At 43.4% G+C, this 17,010-nt stretch carries 14 protein-coding genes and 3 pseudogenes; 5 read left to right on the top strand and 12 right to left on the bottom strand.

Annotated elements, in window-relative coordinates; translation table 11 throughout:
- Nucleotides 1-29: 29 nt before the first annotated feature.
- From IQ274_RS36605 to IQ274_RS18345, 6 genes and pseudogenes are all read right to left on the bottom strand, one after another.
- Nucleotides 30-170: pseudogene (locus IQ274_RS36605) on the bottom strand (Uma2 family endonuclease); the annotation flags it as partial.
- Nucleotides 171-362: 192 nt separating this feature from the next.
- Nucleotides 363-1,733 carry an alkaline phosphatase PhoX gene (locus IQ274_RS18365; protein WP_175586738.1) on the bottom strand — a complete coding sequence of 457 codons (1,371 nt, stop codon included), beginning with the start codon at nt 1,731-1,733 and terminating at the stop codon, nt 363-365.
- 336 nt (nt 1,734-2,069) lie between these two features.
- Nucleotides 2,070-3,701, bottom strand: a complete 1,632-nt coding sequence (locus tag IQ274_RS18360) for a mucoidy inhibitor MuiA family protein (RefSeq protein ID WP_163930145.1) — start codon at nt 3,699-3,701, stop codon at nt 2,070-2,072.
- A 110-nt stretch (nt 3,702-3,811) separates the two neighbouring features.
- Nucleotides 3,812-4,753, bottom strand: a complete 942-nt coding sequence (locus IQ274_RS18355) for a LysR family transcriptional regulator (protein ID WP_194143058.1) — start codon at nt 4,751-4,753, stop codon at nt 3,812-3,814.
- 241 nt (nt 4,754-4,994) lie between these two features.
- Complete coding sequence (locus IQ274_RS18350) at nt 4,995-5,792, bottom strand: BMC domain-containing protein (RefSeq protein WP_114082839.1); 798 nt, start codon at nt 5,790-5,792, stop codon at nt 4,995-4,997.
- Between the two features lie 56 nt (nt 5,793-5,848).
- Entirely contained in the window at nt 5,849-6,622 is a 774-nt protein-coding gene (locus IQ274_RS18345) for a transferase (RefSeq protein WP_163930152.1), read from the bottom strand.
- On the opposite strand from IQ274_RS18345, the gene IQ274_RS18340 reads away from it, so the two are divergent.
- Nucleotides 6,621-6,851 carry a hypothetical protein gene (locus tag IQ274_RS18340; RefSeq protein ID WP_194143057.1) on the top strand — a complete coding sequence of 77 codons (231 nt, stop codon included), beginning with the start codon at nt 6,621-6,623 and terminating at the stop codon, nt 6,849-6,851. The two genes, IQ274_RS18345 and IQ274_RS18340, sit on opposite strands and share 2 nt — an antisense overlap.
- Here the strand turns inward: IQ274_RS18340 and IQ274_RS38035 are convergent.
- The 5 genes and pseudogenes from IQ274_RS38035 to IQ274_RS18320 all read right to left on the bottom strand — a co-directional run.
- A pseudogene (locus IQ274_RS38035) lies at nt 6,825-7,022 on the bottom strand (ribulose bisphosphate carboxylase small subunit); the annotation flags it as partial. The gene IQ274_RS18340 and the pseudogene IQ274_RS38035 sit on opposite strands and share 27 nt — an antisense overlap.
- Nucleotides 7,023-7,172: 150 nt before the next feature.
- A pseudogene (locus IQ274_RS18335) lies at nt 7,173-8,837 on the bottom strand (ribulose bisphosphate carboxylase small subunit); the annotation flags it as partial.
- Nucleotides 8,838-8,936: 99 nt separating this feature from the next.
- Complete coding sequence (locus IQ274_RS18330) at nt 8,937-9,239, bottom strand: EutN/CcmL family microcompartment protein (RefSeq protein WP_012410634.1); 303 nt, start codon at nt 9,237-9,239, stop codon at nt 8,937-8,939.
- Between the two features lie 6 nt (nt 9,240-9,245).
- Nucleotides 9,246-9,590: a carbon dioxide-concentrating mechanism protein CcmK gene (locus IQ274_RS18325; RefSeq protein ID WP_010995041.1), complete on the bottom strand. Its 345-nt coding sequence runs from the start codon at nt 9,588-9,590 to the stop codon at nt 9,246-9,248.
- A 90-nt stretch (nt 9,591-9,680) separates the two neighbouring features.
- Nucleotides 9,681-9,989 carry a carbon dioxide-concentrating mechanism protein CcmK gene (locus tag IQ274_RS18320; protein WP_012410633.1) on the bottom strand — a complete coding sequence of 103 codons (309 nt, stop codon included), beginning with the start codon at nt 9,987-9,989 and terminating at the stop codon, nt 9,681-9,683.
- A 658-nt stretch (nt 9,990-10,647) separates the two neighbouring features.
- Between IQ274_RS18320 and IQ274_RS18315 the strand changes: the two genes are divergently transcribed.
- From IQ274_RS18315 to IQ274_RS18300, 4 genes are all read left to right on the top strand, one after another.
- Nucleotides 10,648-12,504 (top strand): NAD(P)H-quinone oxidoreductase subunit F, encoded by a 1,857-nt coding sequence (locus IQ274_RS18315; RefSeq protein WP_163930577.1) that lies wholly within the window; start codon nt 10,648-10,650, stop codon nt 12,502-12,504.
- 88 nt (nt 12,505-12,592) lie between these two features.
- Complete coding sequence (locus tag IQ274_RS18310) at nt 12,593-14,098, top strand: NADH-quinone oxidoreductase subunit M (RefSeq protein WP_194143055.1); 1,506 nt, start codon at nt 12,593-12,595, stop codon at nt 14,096-14,098.
- 161 nt (nt 14,099-14,259) lie between these two features.
- Complete coding sequence (locus IQ274_RS18305) at nt 14,260-15,390, top strand: CO2 hydration protein (RefSeq protein WP_194143054.1); 1,131 nt, start codon at nt 14,260-14,262, stop codon at nt 15,388-15,390.
- Nucleotides 15,391-15,415: 25 nt separating this feature from the next.
- Nucleotides 15,416-16,270 (top strand): oxygenase MpaB family protein, encoded by an 855-nt coding sequence (locus IQ274_RS18300; protein ID WP_194143053.1) that lies wholly within the window; start codon nt 15,416-15,418, stop codon nt 16,268-16,270.
- Here IQ274_RS18300 and IQ274_RS18295 read toward each other — a convergent pair.
- A complete protein-coding gene (locus IQ274_RS18295; RefSeq protein ID WP_194143052.1) occupies nt 16,267-16,968 on the bottom strand; it encodes a Uma2 family endonuclease in 702 nt (233 codons plus the stop codon). The genes IQ274_RS18300 and IQ274_RS18295 overlap by 4 nt on opposite strands.
- Nucleotides 16,969-17,010: the final 42 nt, after the last annotated feature.

Genomic DNA, 17,010 nt, shown 5'->3' with positions numbered 1-17,010 from the left:
CGCAGTTTTGCTGCCAAGCGATCGCTGCTTTATTTCTCTTGGTTAGCGCGTTGCTTTTCTTGTTCAGCCTGTTATGCAACTTCTTCGAGTGTTGAAACTAGTTCTCCTTCAGGCGTAAAAAAGCATAACTTTTCTTGATAAGCACCTAAATATAAACCTAGCTGTTGACTTCACAACCACCCTTATGGATTGGGTTCCACTGGTTAATATTCACCATCAAACAAATGAAACCCTGTACATAAAAAAACTACAAGTAATCTGGTATACGAAAGATATCTTGAGTAAATACTAAAAACAGGGCTACTCCAAGAATTAACTGGAGTACCCATGTAAGTGATCAAATCATTTAGATGTAATTAACTTTATGCTCGGTTTCTGCTCCAAGGGCCCCAAATCGCACAGGTAATTCCAGGGGATTGGAGATTGACAAACATTGTGCGGCCATCAGGTGAAAAGCAGGCTCCTGCATATTCACTGTCATTGATATTGTTTTTTGCAAACTGATACAGCTCGCCGCTTTGATTAACGCCGACAATATAACTGTCTCCGCCTCCATCTTCACAAAGAATAAGATCCCCAAAAGGAGCAACTGTAATGTTATCAGGGAAGTCTAGTACACTTTCTCCAGGAGACTCAACGACTAAAGTCAATGTGCCGTTGCTGGGATTGTAAGCAAAAACTTGACCAAAACCAGCGTCACCACCACTGGTACAGGTAAAGTAGATCGCGCCATTGCTATACCAAGCACCTTCACCCCGCGCAAAGATTGCAGCACCCCTTGCCTGGGCTTGCCCCCGCACTGAAGCAGAACCATTATCGGTGTTGGGATCAACGTTGTTAATCGGAACCCAGGTCGTTGACAACGCTATATTCTTATAGCGGAGGTAGTCTTTGCGCGTATCCGCAGGTGCGCCTACAATGACAAGCGCCTCAAGCACGCCACCGCTTTGCAAGTTACCTTGCTGGTTAGGGCGGAATCTATAGAAACAGCTATCGCCCCTGTCTTCGGTTTGATAGACCCATCCAGTTGCCGGATCAACAGCAACAGCTTCATGGTTAAAACGTCCCATAGCAACCAGAGGCACTGGGTCAGTAACCTGAATTTCGTCTGTCGCTGGCACTTCAAAATTATAGCCATGCCTTTTGGTTGCTCCACCAGATGAAGGAAGCGTTACGTCCTCTTCACAGGTAATCCAGGTACCCCAAGGAGTTGTACCACCTGCACAGTTACGAATTGTGCCGCCCAGAGAAGCAAAATGCTTGATTACCCGGCGGTCGGGTCCAACCAAGATGTTTGTCGTGCCACCACCCAGGCGATCGTATAGTTTTGCTGTAGGTACACGAACTGGGTTAGAACCCAAAGCACTTATTTCATGATTCCGCACCAGAATTGTAGTGTTCTTAGGACCCTGGAATGCAGCCATGCCATCATGAGCCGCAGGCACAGTACCACCATCATTCATTGCCTGACCTCTTACTGAGATCGCTGTGTAATTAAAGCCAGGAGGAAGCTGCAAAATGGGAGTATTGCCTAAGTCAATACCACTCAGAATGACACCTTGGAGTTCATCTGCATTTTCGGCTAGCTTAGGCGCTAGAGGACCAAAACCAATGCCGTTGGCAACTTGACCATTAGCACGTCTTGCATATAAGGCTTCCAGAGGAGAAAGCATTGTAACACCGACAGCACTCGCACCAGCCAATGTAAAGAAGTTACGTCTTGATAATTTCATTAGTATACTGTCAGCAAAACTTCAGAAACCTAATAAATAGTAAAAGTTTGCCTTTAAGGAATTATTAAGATAACGTTAATACGAACTTTTATACATAAAATAACTGTGCTGTTAAAAACTAGCAATTAATAGAAACAGAGGTTCCAATTCTTTAATTACAAGAAACCTTTGGCAAAAGAAATGTAGTATTTTGTCGTATTCACTTTTTCAAACTCAAATTATTACACTTGCAACTTGCTGTAATTATAAGAAGAAGCAAGGCTTTTGAGGATTTATTATCCTGAACTCAGGTTACTATAATGTTTGTCTAATGTTTGTCTAAGGTTCACGTGAATTCTAAATATCTAACCCAACAACCATTAACTCAGGCGGATGTTCAACATTGAACTGGTAATATATATCTCTTTTTTCCTGTGCTGGAAGCGTTAACTGCCATTCCAAAATGCCCATTTCACCTAGTTGAATTTGTGGGTTACTACGGCTGAGGCGCACTTTAATTTGCTCGTTGCGGCTAACTGGCAATTGTTCAGTTACTTTCAGATTTACTTCTTTGTCGAGTAAGTTAGTAATTATCAACCGATAACTATAAGTAACCCGGCGCTGGTTGCTAATCAATCTTTTGTCTACCAGGCGTTCAACTAAATCGCGCTCAATTTTCAAACCTTCATCCATCCCTAAATTCAGTTTGAATTCTTGTCCTGGTGCAATATTCTCTAACTGAGTTGTCCCGATAAAAACATTGTTGCGGAAAATATTCGCTTTTCCTGGTAACAAAGTCGCACCATTGGGATTATTTTTTACATTTGCTTGCAGATAAGCAAAACTTACCAAACGCGGCATTGCCACATAATCAAAGTTACAAGGATAATCGTCATTAAAAATTGTCGTTTTATGGGGTGCGCCATCACTGGGAATGTTACCGCCACCATTCAATTTAAAGGTAACTACACTCCCTTCTTTGGATACTTCTGCTGTAACGGTTTCTGCTGGGATAAGAACATCATCTGCACCTTGGTCTTCTTCTTGCCAATCTGCTCTGGCAGCAGAAGCAGGCGGTTCTGCTATGCTAGGCAGCAGTGGTGGTTGAGCAGCAAATCGTCGTTGTCGTAACATTTGTGGACGTGGCGCATCAATATACCAGGGTTCAAGTTTAGGTGGGAGAGTACCTAATCCCGGTTTAGCGGTAGAAAGGGTGAGATTTGCACCAATCCAATCTTCGCCACTACTTTGAGTGATTTCTGCAAGGTAGCCCAGATGCACAATATCGCTGGTAGTGTTAAAGCGCAAGTCATAAAGCGGAGTCCAACTGGCGCGATTTACTATGTAAGACACCTCTAATTCAAATTCGCCTTCACCTGCGACTTCAACTCCTACAACTATGCTCAAACTCTCTTTGGGATGGGGTGTTTGAATTTTTTGCAACGAGGCGCGGAGTGCTTGCAGTTCTTTATCTAATTCCTGCTGTTGGGTTTTGCATTCTCCAGATGCGATCGCATATTCACTATACTGGCTTCCTAGAAAGTTCAAAAAATCCAAAGTTTCGCTCAGACTAAGATTTTTCCGAGACAAACTTTGGGCAAAAGGTTCCTCTGTTTTTTCACGTAACCCGGCGATGAAACTAGATTGTAATACTAAAGCATCGACTTGGGCTTGGAGGTGGCGTTTTTCTGCTTCTAACTGCTCAATTTGCCTTGTTAAATGTGCAACTCGCTCTGCCACTGGTTCAGTGGTGTAAATGCGATCGCTACTCACTCCCATCAAACGCACTCCCACTGTCCCTGTACCGCTAACCCTGATAGACTCAGTTTCTAGAGTCTCTGGCACTGAGGTAATTACTAATTCCTGTTCAGTTCCTGTTAAATCAACTACACCCCGCCGTGTAACCAATGCTCTGTCAGCATAAACTGTAACAGCTACAATCTCGCTTTGTACTGTTTTGCGCCAAGATGGTATTTCCGGGTTAACCATTGCCAGTTTTCCCCCATTTTTAATTGATTCTGCTGGTTAATTGTCAATGGTTGCCGGTCTAAGAGTCAACCCCTTTGGGTAATTCGTAATTCGTAATTCGTAATTATGAATTACCCGTGAGTTGGTTCAAATGTACTAGAAGTGGTTTCAGTGTTTTGATCTACAAAATTCCTTGCCGCAGCCAGGAGATAGTCATAATAGGCACGAGCGACGATAGATAGCTGCTTGCCTGCGGGGTAAACCATGTACCAATGTCGCTGAATGGGGAAGTGTTGGACATCTAAAATGCTAAAATCTGAAGCGTCTAATAGTAAAGTATGACGAGATAAAACCGAAATTCCTAAACCACCTGCGATCGCTTGTTTGATTGCTTCGTTACTTCCCAATTCCAGCTTGACTTTTACTGTCACCCCTTGTTCTTCAAATAGGCTTTGGACGGCACGACGAGTTCCTGAACCTGGTTCTCGCATAATAAAAGGTTGGTTAGACAGGCGTTGGATCGGAATATTTTTTTCCTTGGATAATGGATGATTAAGTGGTGCAAATACTATCAAAGGATTTTCTAAAAATGGTTCACAAGTCACATCCATATTGTCTGGAACTTGACTCATAATATATAAGTCGTCCAGATTTTGACTCATCCGTTCCAAAATTTGCTCGTGATTGGTTACTTGCAGAGAGATATCAATCCCTGGATAAAGTTCGCAAAACGGCCCTAACAAACGTGGGATAAAATATTTTGCTGTTGTAATCACTGCCAAGCGTAATTGGCCCTGTTTTAGCCCTTTTAAATCTGCCACCTTCATTTCATACTGGGCTATATTTTCAAAAATCTGCCGACAAGTGGCAAATAATTCTCGTCCTGCCTCGGTGAGATACAACCGCTTTCCTACTTGCTCAAATAATGGCAACCCTACCGATTTTGTGAGTTGCTTAATCTGCATAGAAACGGTAGGTTGGGTGAGAAACAATTCCTCAGCAGCCCGCGTAAAGCTACTGTGCCGTGCCGCAGCCTCGAATACCTTTAACTGGTGCAGCGTCGCTTGTTTCAAAGGTGGTTCTCCTCTATATAGTTATTCATCGATATAAAACTAGTATTAACTGAACAGTTGCAAATGGTATAGCAATACCAATAGAAATTTACGAGTTTTATTATAGATAAAACTCTATTATCTCTATTAAAATAAAGGTATTTTATTTATAGATTGAAGAAGTTATTATCAAAACAACAAGAAAAGCGTAAGATCCCTTCCACTTCCCGATGAATGATGATTTTCCCAAATTCATCTATCATCATTCATCATTCCATAATTCTTCTACAACTTCTGCAATTTTTGTAGGTAGCTTAGTTAAATCTGGTAATCTTAGCACTTCTATTTCGGCAACTTGTTCTTTAATATTTACTGGCAAGTTTAAAGGCTGCTGTGTTTCTATCCAGCAGCTTGCTAATGGTAAAGTTTGCTCCATTTCGTCTAGTGGTCGCGGAATTACCATCACTGCATTTAATTCTCCAATGCGTTCTGCTTCAAACATTCCCGCTTCCACTGCTACCGCCACATTTGCTACGGAACCACGAATAATGGCTGTACACAAACCCCCACCAATTTTTTCGTAGGCTGCTAAATGAACATCAGCAGCTTTGAGCATGGCATCACACGCACCTACCATCGCTGGAAATCCTCGCGTTTCTACCAAACCAATTGCTTGATTACTCAGACGGCTAGAATTACCCTCTTCCATCAATTTAGTAAAACGGGTTGTGATGGGAAGTACTATATCTAAATTAGGATAAGGCCGAGGAATCACTAAGCTAGAAACTAACTGACCAAACTGTTCAGCTGTTTGCACACCAGATTCTACAGCTAGACGCACGTCAGCAATTCCACCCCGGACGATCGCAGTACAATATCCGCCACCTATTTTTTCATACCCAACTAGGTGAACTCCTGCTGATTTCAGCATCATATCCGCCGTCCCAACTATTGCTGGAAAGCTGCGGGTAGAAACTAAACCTAAAGCAGTATCCTGGAAGGTGTCTCGATGACTCGTTCCTTCGATGGCTTTCATAGACCGTTGATTAGATGTTTCCATTTGAACTTTCCCAGATAATCACAAAGCCTACAACTTACAATTAACACTTACTCGGACTAATCGTCAGAGTTTGGGTTGCTTAAGGATTGTCTATGAGGAAACAATGTAGTCAACAGTCTGCTTATGCTCCCTTGTCCATAAATCTGAGTCCCGAAACCGTTAGGGGATTCTGTAGTTAGCTGATTGGGGTCTGAGTCAGGTTTTGTAGGCTCTTGGGTGGGTTCTTGCAAGGGGGGTTCAGCATCCTTGGCTGGTTCCTCCACGGTAGAAGGCTGACTTTCAGGAGTGGCGGGAGATTTAAAGTAAGAAATCGACTTATTTTGTTTGAAATCCACAAAAGCCGCAGCTGAGAAGTTAGTTGAGGAAGTTACCTTTTCCTTAACTTCTCCTGAGCCATTTTCTTCTTCCTTCTGCGGTGGCGCACTTGTAGCCGTAGGGTTATTCGTGGATGGTTCCGGCTGCTTTGTTTGAGCAATTTGCCGACTGGTGTCTCCTAAAATCGATCCAGGTGGAACTACTTGTCCAGGTTCAACTGAATAGTTAAAAACTGTTGTTGCTGAACCAATGCAAGCATTTGCTCCAATTTTGCCCTTGCCAACCATCAAAAAACCGGCTCCCAGGTTTGCCCCCGCTTCTACCTCTAGGGTTCCTTCATGGACTTGGAGAATGGCTCCCATGCCAATACAGACCCCTGGCCCAATGATGATCTTGCTGTTTTCAGCCGCTTGAAGGATCACCCCAGGTGCAAGTACTGCGCTTGGATGAATAGTCACCTCACCACTAATGTAAGAATCAAAATTATTGCTGAGGCGCAGTGACAGCACAGACATGAAAATTTTAACCTCGGAAGCCGGAGTGGGGATGAGGAGCAGGGGAGGTAGGGGGAGCAGGGGAGGGAGAGCAGGGGGAGCAGAGGAGGCAGGGGGAGCAGGGGAGGCAAGGGAGGCAGAATTATTGATTAATGCCCAATGCCCCATTCCCTATTCCCCACTCCCTATTTCCCATTCCCTATTCCCCATTCCTCAGTACCTGCTATGGTCTTTGGATAATCGTTTCTAATACCCGACGCTTGGCTTTGGGGTCAATACCAATTAAGCGCACATATTCACCTTGGTATTCGCCAAGGTGTGCTTCTACGGCGGCGATCGCTTCTCTTTCTGAGGAGGCTTGGATCTGACCGGTACTCGTCCAGGAACCTGTACGGAACCGCCGTTGGTCTACGTGTTCAAGGCTAATTTTAGAGCCGCCAGCCAATAATTGTCGGAGTTGGCCTACAACTTCAGCACTCAAGCGGGTACTGGTAGCTGTTGCTGTAGCTGTAGCAGAAGGCGCACTGCTAGTAAATGATTTCTGACTGCCAGAGGAGGCTACTTGGTCATTTGGACGTTGGATAATCGTTTCTAATACCCGACGCTTGGCTTTGGGGTCAATACCAATTAAGCGCACATATTTCCCTTGGTATTCACCAAGGTGCCCTTCTACGGCTGCGATCGCTTCTCTTTCTGAGGAGGCTTGAATTTGACCGGTACTAGTCCAGGAACCTGTACGGAACCGTCGTTCGTCTACGTGTTCAAGGCTAATCTTATACCCACCAGCCAATAATTGCCGGAGTTGGTCTACTACTTCAGTACTCAAACGGTTACTGGTAGCTGTTGCCGTAGCACTTCCAGAGCCTCCACTGCTGCTAGTAAATGATGATTTCTGACTACCAGAGGAGGCTACTTGACCATTTGGACGTTGGATAATCGTTTCTAATACCCGCCGTTTAGCTTTGGTATCAATGCCGATTAAACGCACATACTCGCCTTGATGGCTTTGTATACATTCTTCCAAGCCGGAAATTACTTGATTTATGGAAGTTGCTTCAATTGGCTTGCAGCTAGTCCAGGAACCAGTACGGAAACGGCGCTCGTCTACGTGTTCCATGCCAATTTTGTAACCACCTGCCAAAAGTTGGCGGATTTGCTCTACAGTTTCGCCATTGACTTTGCCACTGCTAGAGCCGTTACCGTTACCATTACCATTACTGCTGTAGCTGCCATTGCTATGACTACTAGCCGGAGCCTTAAAATTGGTAGCTGGTTTAAAATCACCATCCGGGCGTTGGATGATGCTTTCTAACACACGTCGTCTATCTTTGTCAATACCAAACAGGCGGACATATTCGCCGCTATGGTCACTTACACAGCTTTCTAATGCTGCGATCGCTTCACCGATGGATCTCGGTTCAATTGGTTGGCAACTAGTCCAAGAACCCGTGCGGAACCGTCTCTGGTCTACGTGTTCTGTACCAATTTTATACCCTTGTTCCAATAGATAGCGCAACTGCTCTATTGTTTCTGCACCCAAGCTATTGCTCGCCACTTCACTACTCCTTTCCAACTCTAAAACAGTAATACCATTACCTGTATAAGATTTAGCGTTCTCATCCCGAATGGGTGCTATACATTTGCTATCCGCAGCACAAAGATAACCAGCTCGTAGCGCCTGATTAATCCCAACCACATGATGAGCAAATTCCTTATCTTGATCTTGCACATCTGGCAAGCGGTCAGCTTGCTGCTGGCTAGTAATTACCGCTCCCGAAGGTACATATTTACCTGGGGGAATTTCTACGTCTTGAATCAAAGCGTGCATCATCACGATGCAACCTGCACCTACCCTGGCATTAAACACTGTAGAGCGAAAGCCAATGAAGGAATTATCGCCTACATAAGCTGGCCCGTGAATTAGAGCCATGTGGGTAATGCAAGCATTTTTACCTACCCATACCGAGTATTTCTCTTGGTCATCACCAATTACTCGACCTTGCTCTAACCCATGAATGACCACACCATCTTGAATATTAGTGTTTTCACCAAGATAAAAAGGTGTGCCTTCATCCGCTCTAATCGTAGTCCCCGGAGCAACGATTACATTTGCACCTATTCGTACATCCCCAATCAGATTGGAGAATGAATGTACAAAAGCAGTTTGATGGATTTTGGGTTCAGCTAAATTCCTTGACCACGGAGTTGGGGGTGCTGCCGTGCTGCGGACTGCCATTGCGAGATTCCTCCTATATTGTCATAAGTCATTTGTCCGTTGTCATTTGTCCTTTGTTGTTCACTAATGACCAATGACCAATGACCAATGACTAAATGACTATCGATATTGATCTTTTTTGCTGTAAATCATGCGATCTTCAACATAAATTGTATCTATGATCGCCACTACCACTGCATCTAGTGGTCGCTGTTCGTTGCCAATAACTTGACGAGCAACACTGCCACGACTGACAAGTACCCACTCATCTACACCTGCTCCCACACTATCTGCTGCTACCTCATATTGTGGGAGGATGTTTCCGTCTTCATCTACAAATTGTAACAACAGTAGTTTCACACCTCTGAGACTTGGATCTTTTTGGGTGCTAACTACTGTGCCGCGAACTTTAGCGACTTGCATTAAAAATTACGGTCTTCTACCGAAAGGACGAATTGCGTTCACATTTTCCCGGAATTGCTCTACGTCTTCTGTATAACGAATTGGTAGGACGTATTCCAAGTTTTCGTGAGGACGAGCAATGATGTGAGTAGACAGCACTTGTCCACCATTGACTCGCTTCACTGATTCAACACCTGCGGCTACGGAAGCTTGCACTTCCGAAACGTCACCCCGGACAATTACTGTAACTCGACCACTGCCGATTTTTTCATACCCGACTAGAGTCACACGAGCAGCTTTCACCATCGCATCAGCAGCTTCCACTACTGCTGGAAAGCCCAGCGTTTCAACCATTCCTACTGCAATTGACATTAGTTTTAATCCCTATTTAAAGTTTTTAGCCTTGGACAAAAGTGATGCTCAAAAAAGCAAAGAGCGTTAATTACTTTGTTTAAACAGCTTTTAGGTACGGAACTGTTCCACAGCTTCGGTGTAACGAATCGGCAAGACGTATTCCAGGTTCTCGTGAGGACGAGCAATGATGTGAGTGGACAACACTTCACCACCAAATACTCTTTTTGCCGCTTCAACCCCAGCAGCTACAGAAGCTTGCACTTCCGATACATCTCCCCGAACTATCACGGTGACGCGAGCGCTACCAATTTTTTCATACCCTACTAAGGTGACACGGGCGGCTTTCACCATCGCATCAGCAGCTTCCACAACTGCTGGAAAGCCTTTCGTTTCAATCATTCCAACTGCAATTGGCATCGCAGAACTCCTACAAAATTAATGCAATCTGTACTGTCGTTTGAATTTTTTGACGGGGAGAGCCTGATCTTATAGCTAAGAAAACACTTCCAAATTAAGCATAGGAAAGCTTGGCGTTCCTGGCAATATAAATTACTATAATAGTTTATGATAAGAAAGTTTTAAAAAACTTAACAAATATTTATCTAGGCTTTTGAGCAATTAAAGTTTACTGAATTACTTGAGCAGCCACTTATGCTTTATAATTTCTTTATCACATTTACAAAACGACATTCATAACCAAGACTAATTCTATCTGGTGAGGGAAGAGCGGCGGCTGTATCTTTTACTGTATCTATCTTTCCTCGAATTTTGCTGGATGTACAACGACTAGGTGAAAAGTATATAATCTTTTCAAATATATCGTATAAATTACTCTGCTCAAAGTAGAAATACAAATGTAAAAACAGAGGTTAGGTTAAGGCAAGTAAATGCTTTTGCGTATGTAAAGTTATATTTTATCAAAGTTTAGTAGGGGAAAGTAAAGTAAAAATACTTTGGATAGTTTAGTTTAAACAATAGTAAAAAAATGTTGATATTTTACTAAATTTATTTTTTAAATAAATAATTGTTTGAAAGATTTTTTAAAATAAAGGCTGAGTCATAAAGGTAAATTTAAATGGATCAATTTCTATTTTCAACAAGTTGGTTTGTGCCTTTATATAGCTTATTAGGTGCAATTTTGACGTTGCCCTGGGGAATAGGAATAATTCAGCGAACAGGGCCAAGACCTGCGGCATACATAAACTTGTTGACAACTGTTGTGGCCTTTGTCCATAGTCTATTTGTATTTAAAAATATCTGGGATAGAGAACCAGAAAATCTACTGGTGTCGTGGTTTAAAGCTGCTGATTTAGACTTATCTTTTAGCTTGGAACTCTCACCAGTCAGTATTGGGGCAACAGTTTTAATTACAGGTTTAAGCTTACTGGCACAAGTTTACGCTCTGGGTTACATGGAAAAGGACTGGTCGCTGGCGCGTTTTTTTGCGTTGCTAGGATTTTTTGAAGCAGCGTTGACTGGTCTAGCAATCAGCGATTCTTTGTTTCTCAGCTATGCCCTTTTAGAAGTTCTGACACTTTCGACTTACTTGCTAGTGGGATTCTGGTATGCTCAACCGCTAGTAGTGACGGCGGCGCGAGATGCGTTTTGGACTAAACGGGTAGGAGACTTGTTGCTGCTGATGGCTGTGGTGACACTTTCCACCTTGTCCGGTAGTTTGAACTTTTCGGATTTATATGAATGGGCGCAAACAGCTAATTTAAGCCCAGTCACATCAACATTGCTGGGGTTGGCGTTAATTGCTGGGCCGGCTGGAAAATGTGCCCAATTCCCACTGCACCTGTGGTTAGATGAGGCGATGGAAGGGCCCAATCCTGCTTCGGTAATGCGAAACTCGCTGGTAGTCGCTGGTGGCGCTTATTTACTGTATAAATTTCAACCATTGTTAGCACTGTCGCCAGTTGCCTTGAATGCTTTGGTAATCATGGGTACAGTAACGTCAATTGGGGCGACATTAGTATCTATAGCTCAAATTGACATTAAGCGATCGCTATCTCATTCCACCAGTGCATACATGGGATTAGTGTTTTTAGCGGTAGGGTTGCAGCAAGGGGGTGTGGCCTTGATGTTGCTGTTAACTCATGCGATCGCTAAAGCATTATTATTTATGAGTTCCGGTTCAGTCATCTTAACTACCCAAAGCCAAGACTTAACAGAAATGGGCGGACTTTGGTCACGGATGCCAGCCACCACCACCGCCTTTATTGTCGGTTCGGCGGGGATGGTAACACTTCTACCATTGGGAAGCTTCTGGGCAATGCTAGGATGGGCAGACGGTTTCGTGAATATTAGCCCTTGGGTGATTGGGGTTTTATTATTGGTCAATGGCTTGACAGCATTGAACTTAACTAGAGTATTCAGATTAGTCTTCTGGGGAAAACCGCAACAAAAGACCCGACGCACGCCAGAAGTTGGTTGGCAAATGGCCTTCCCGATGGTGACTCTCACAGTCTTGACTCTGCTTTTACCTTTGATGTTACAGCAATGGTACTTACTACCAGATTGGGAAAGTATTAATTGGTATGTAGCATTAGCGTTGTTTTCTTCTACTGTGCTGGGAGTAGTTATCGGTTCTACAGTTTATCTGCACAAAGCTTGGTCACGATCTAGATTCTTGGCGTGGAGATTTGTGCAAGACTTATTAGGTTATGATTTTTATATTGACCGAGTTTATCGCGTAACGGTGGTGAGTGCAGTCGCACTGCTATCTAGAATTTCTGCTTGGAGCGATCGCTATTTAGTCGATGGTCTAGTAAACTTAGTTGGGTTTGCGACGATTTTTGGCGGACAAACTTTAAAGTACAGCATTTCTGGGCAATCTCAGGGCTATATGTTGACCATCCTCGCAGTTGTCAGCGTCCTGGTTTTCTTTATCGGCTGGTCATCGGGTTTACTAGATAAATTGCCTTTTTAAAGATATTGTCATTGGTCATTTGTCATTTGTGATTGGGTAAGAGTTTTTTCCCATTCCCAATTCCCCATTCCCCATTCCATATCTGCTTATGCTTAGTGTTTTAATTCTAGTGCCGTTAATCGGTGCAGCTTTAATTGGTTTCTCGCCCTCTGGTATCAATGGTAAATTTGCCCGTGGCGTGGCTTTGGTCTTTGCTATTATCGCTTTCTTGTGGACAATCGTACTAGCAATTCAATTCCATCCGGGGGAAATCACTCAACAGTTTGCTGAGTCTGTACCTTGGATAGATGTCTTAGGTTTAAACTATAACCTCGGAATTGATGGTTTATCTTTGCCACTGCTGGTTTTGAATGGACTGTTAACTTCTATTGCCATCTACAGTAGCGATGAATCTCTACAGCGCCCGAAATTTTATTACTCTTTGATCCTATTATTGAGCGCTGGAGTGACTGGAGCATTTCTGGCACAGGATTTACTGTTATTTTTCCTGTTTTACGAATTAGAATTAATTCCGCTATATCTGTTGATAGCTATTTGGGGTGGGGAAAAGCGGGGTTATGCGGCTACAAAATTTCTTATTTATACCGCCGTTTCGGGAATCTTGATTTTGGCAAGTTTCCTCGGCATGGTTTGGCTGAGTGGTTCCTCTAGCTTTGCACTAGCAACATTAAACCCTACGACTTTACCCTTAGCGACACAGCTTTTACTGCTAGGGGGGATTTTGATCGGTTTCGGGATTAAAATTCCCTTAGTTCCCTTTCATACTTGGTTGCCAGATGCTCACGTTGAAGCTTCCACACCAATTTCCGTGCTATTGGCTGGGGTGTTGTTGAAGTTGGGAACTTACGGCTTACTGCGGTTTGGTATGAACTTGTTACCAGAAGCTTGGGCTTATGTGGCTCCTTGGTTAGCGACTTGGGCAGTGATAAGTGTATTGTATGGTGCATCCTGCGCGATCGCTCAAACCGATATGAAAAAAATGGTAGCATACAGTTCCATTGGACACATGGGCTATGTGCTGTTAGCTACGGCGGCATCTACACCATTAAGCGTGTTAGGTGCTGTAATGCAGATGATTAGCCACGGCTTAATTTCCGCCATGCTGTTTTTGCTGGTAGGGGTTGTGTATAAAAAAGCCGGCAGCCGAGATTTAGATGTTCTTCAAGGATTGCTGAACCCAGAACGGGGTATGCCTGTAATTGGTAGTCTAATGGTTTTGGGAGTTATGGCCAGTGCTGGGATACCAGGAATGGTAGGGTTTATTTCCGAATTCATCATTTTTCGGGGCAGTTTCCCAGTTTTTCCAGTGCAAACTTTACTATCAATGCTTGGTACTGGCTTAACTGCGGTTTACTTTCTAATACTCCTCGACCGGGCCTTTTTTGGCCGCTTGTCTGCACAAGTTACTAACTTACCACGTGTGTATTGGAGCGATCGCATCCCAGCTGCAATTTTAGCTGTGTTGATTGTGATTTTCGGCATTCAACCCGCTTGGTTAGCACGCTGGACTGAACCAACAATTACAGCAATGGTGAATAGCCAAAATGTAGTAGTAGCAGTGTCCTTGGAGAAAGCAATGGGGGCTAAGGATTAGGGAGTAGGGAATGAGGACTGGGGACTAGGGACTAGGAATTAGGGACTAGGGAAGATTTTTCTGAATACATAATACCCAATGTCTAATCCCCAGTAACCAATACCCAATACCCAGTACCCAATCCCCAGTACCCAGTCCCTATACTTTTTGGAGAGATAGCAATGGTAACTATTAAAAAGAAAGCGGCTCACAATCCCTTAGCTGAGTATATTGAACGGCTGCAAAAAGGAGAAGCATTACTCCCCAATAGTCCAGAAAATGTATTAGAAGTAGTTGGTATTCTTAAAAGCTATGGTGTGGTTTTAGATGCCTACTCAAAAAATCTTAACTATATTGCCGAGCATCAGTTTTTAATATTTTTCCCATTTTTTAAATACTTTAATGGAGAGGTTTCTGTTGAGAAATTACTCCGCCACTGGTGGCATAATCGAATTAATTTTGAGTATGCCGAATATTGTATGAAAGCCATGATGTGGCATGGTGGCGGCGGACTGGATACATATTTAGATACAACAGAATTTAAAGAAAGAGCGCAAGCCGTTATTGCCGGAAAATTTAAAAATAATCCCTTAATTTTGGGTATTAACCAACTGTTTCCAGATTTCTTAACAGAACAATTGCGTGTCTCTGCTTACTACACAGGTTTAGGTCAATTTTGGCGAGTCATGGCTGATATCTTCCTCAGCTTATCAGACCTCTACGACCAAGGCAAAATAAAATCGATTTCCGAAGTTGTAGAACATATTAAAGCAGGGTTAGTGGCAAATGCATCAAACCCAATTACCTACGCCGTCAAAATTCGGGGTGAAGTCTATGAAATCATTCCTAAAAGCGTTGGTTTGACTTTCTTAGCAGATACAGCAATACCTTATGTAGAAGCAGTATTCTTCCGGGGAACTCCTTTCCACGGTACAGTTTCATACAACGCCCAAGGTTATCAAATTCCCCCAGATCAAACGCGATTTCAGTATGGCGCATTGTACGCCGATCCTTTGCCCATCGGCGGCGCGGGTATTCCTCCTACCTTGTTGATGCAAGATATGCGTCATTATCTTCCAGAGTATTTGCATGAAATTTATCGTCGCAGTCTTCGGGGTGAAGATGATTTGCGGGTACAAATTTGTATGAGTTTCCAAAAATCGATGTTTTGCGTGACAACAGCAACGATTTTGGGACTGATGCCTTATCCTTTGGACACTAAAGATCCAAATGAGGAAAAAGGTAATCGAGTTTATTTAGAGAAGTGGATGAGTCGTTTAGAAACTTCGCGGTTGCTAGATGTCAATAAATAACTGAATTTATACAGAGAAATTTCAGATGCTTCTCAATCGCTATAAAAATTTTCACCTAATTCAGCAACTTGACCCAGTGCAAGATCATTGCCGGATTTATAGCTTGATGAATGGCTATGAGTTTCCTTGGGATATGACGCGATCGCTCGAAGTAGCTTTAATGCGAACTTATTGCGTTCCTAGTATTTCTAAATTGCTGAATCAGACAGGAGAATTTACCCATTGTCCGCAAAAACGCTACGATGATACGTCAATAATTGTTGGAGAGATGATTAAGTGGGGCTATGATAGCGATCGCGGCAAAGAAGCCCTGCAACGCATGAATGCCCTACACGGACGCTTCAAGATTGACAACGGTGATTTCCTGTATGTACTTTCAACCTTCATTTTCGAGCCTATCCGTTGGAATGCGCGGTTTGGTTGGCGGCTGATGTGCGAACAAGAAAAATTAGCGTCTTTTTACTTCTGGCGAGAAGTAGGTAAGCAAATGCAGATTCAGAACATCCCTGAAACCTACGAAGAATTGGAGCGCTATAACCTTGACTACGAACGCCAAAACTTTCGCTATTCAGATACAAATCGTCAAGTTGGGGAAGCTACACGCGATTTATTTTTGAGTTGGTTTCCTTCGTGGATGCGTTCTGCCATCAAGCCAGGTATCTACGCTTTACTGGATGAGCCAATGCTCGATGCCTTTGGTTTTCCCTATCCTTCGCCATTGCTGCGATCGGCTATGGTAAGTCTACTAAAAATCCGAGCTAAATTAATCCGGTTATTCCCACCTCGGAATCACCCTAATTTTTATATTGACTCTCCTATTCCCAGCTATCCCACTGGTTATAAAATCGCAAATGTGGGGCCACTTCATCCAAAAATCTAGGCTTCTGGTTCGATACCTAGCGATCGCAATTGAGCAGCCAAGCGTTCAGCTCTTTCTTCACCAGTCAACAGCAAATTACCTTGCAAATCCCACCAGCGTAACCAAGGTAATTCCATATTATAATATTGTCCCTGCCAAATCCCTAACTCAACTCCTAAAGGATGTATGGGATAATGTCCGCGTTCATTTGCTGTTAATAACTGATATTGTCCCCCAATTAATTCATAAACTTCTACGCTGGCTTTATTCACTTCATAAATGCCGTAGAAGGGAGGACGAATCACCTGCTCATAAATCCAAAATTTCCCCTTCCAAGGAGTTTTATCTCGCTCCTCACTACCATCACCAGAGACAAATTCTAATGCAATCAATGGGGCAATAAACTCTCGCCATAATACATAAGACCTCCGCGTTTGCCCATCCAGAGTAGGTGGTACATTTCCTACATAAAACCAGTCTGGTGCTTCTGCGCCTTTTTCTGGGGGGTCAGTGATGCGCCAGTAGATACCGCTATCTTGACCAATACAGTATTGCCCATCAGGATGACGTTTTTGTAATATCGGTTTAATAGAGTCCGTTAGCAGAATGCTTTGGGGATGTTCCTGAAAGTTTTTTACGAATGTACCGTCAGACTCTGGTAGCTGCGTATGGTCTGGGAACGGTGTGAGAGCGGTGGATGGGTCGGTTGCAGAGGTCATAAGACTACCTTTGCAGGAGTAAAGGTTGTTTTTTAGTTTAGC

The sequence above is a fragment of the Nostoc sp. LEGE 12447 genome, from assembly GCF_015206985.1.
Taxonomy (GTDB): Bacteria; Cyanobacteriota; Cyanobacteriia; order Cyanobacteriales; family Nostocaceae; genus Nostoc.
This window is presented reverse-complemented; position numbering and strand designations above follow the sequence as displayed.